The organism is Streptomyces doebereineriae, assembly GCF_031845645.1.
In the GTDB taxonomy this organism is placed as follows: Bacteria; Actinomycetota; Actinomycetes; order Streptomycetales; family Streptomycetaceae; genus Streptomyces; species Streptomyces canus.
This window is the reverse complement of the sequence record NZ_JAVREZ010000054.1, coordinates 1-1,050: the sequence shown is the minus strand read 5'-3', so window position 1 is coordinate 1,050 and position 1,050 is coordinate 1. Positions and strand designations below refer to the sequence as shown.

Sequence of the window (1,050 nt, the reverse complement as noted above, 5' to 3'; positions counted from 1 at the left end):
CTGGAAGGGAGCTCCACATGCACGACACCCTGAGCGCGGTGACCCGTCCGTACGCGGCGGACTCGCCGTTGGCCCACCTGCTCGACATGGCGCAGGCCGTCGGCCAGCCGACCGAGGACGAACAGCGCGAGGACGCAGTCACGGCCGCAGCGCACTACACGCACACCGCCTACCCGGACACGCTCGGCAGGGTGCTGGACGCGACGGACTGGACCGGCCACCCCGCCCTGCACACCCCCGGTTTCGGCTTCGAGCCGGGCGCGACGGCCTGGCTGGACGGCGGGCTGTGGCTGCACCACACCCTGCGCATCGGCTTCGACGGCGCGGTCGACGTGCTCACCCTGATCGTGCCGTGCACCTGCGGCTACGGCTACACCGACATCGTGCTCGACAGCGAGGACATGCTGATCGAGATCCTCGCCGAACTTAGGCCCACCCACGGCAAGTCCGTGCACGACGAGAGCTTGGGGGACTGCCGCAGTATCCGGCCCGTGGCCCCGCTGGGTGGGCCGGTCGCGGCCCTCTGAGCCTGGAGGCGCCCGCAGCATCGGCAAGTCAGGGCGCACGGACGCCCCCAGGCCACCAGCGTCGTACGACACCGGCGGCCTTCAGCATCCGCACCGGCCCCCGGCCGCCCGGCACCCCACTCCACCAGATCACACAGCAGAGGCGCACCCCCTACGCCTGGACAGCCGGGGTGCGCCTCTTCCCTTTGTCCGCCCGCACGGGCGGGAGGAGATCTCATCATGCCCATACTCGGCGCCTTAGGGCAGCCATCCCGCACACTCGTCATCGCCGCGGCCGCCGTGCCGCTGACCGGCGCCCTCGCCGGGGCAGACCTCGCCGAAGCGGTAGCCCAGGTCGCCAGCGCGGTCTGCAAGGACGACACCCTGCCCCGCTGCTCACCGGCATCGGCCTGCGCCTCGACAACGAGGCGGGCACCCTCACCCTCCACGCCACCGACCGCTACCGCTTCGCCGTGCGCACCCTGGCGTGGAAGGACGCCGTCCTGCCCGACTGCACCGCCGTGATCCCGACCAAGGCCCTCAT

Annotated in this window: 2 protein-coding genes; both read left to right on the top strand. The window is 71.9% G+C overall.

Annotation, left to right across the window (positions count from 1 at the left end; translation table 11 throughout):
- On the top strand, positions 1-527 hold a 527-nt coding region (locus tag RNB18_RS50645; RefSeq protein ID WP_311720878.1), incomplete at its 5' end, for a hypothetical protein.
- A gap of 170 nt (positions 528-697) precedes the next feature.
- A partial coding sequence (locus RNB18_RS53980) for a DNA polymerase III subunit beta family protein (RefSeq protein ID WP_449657655.1) occupies positions 698-1,050 on the top strand: 353 nt, incomplete at its 3' end.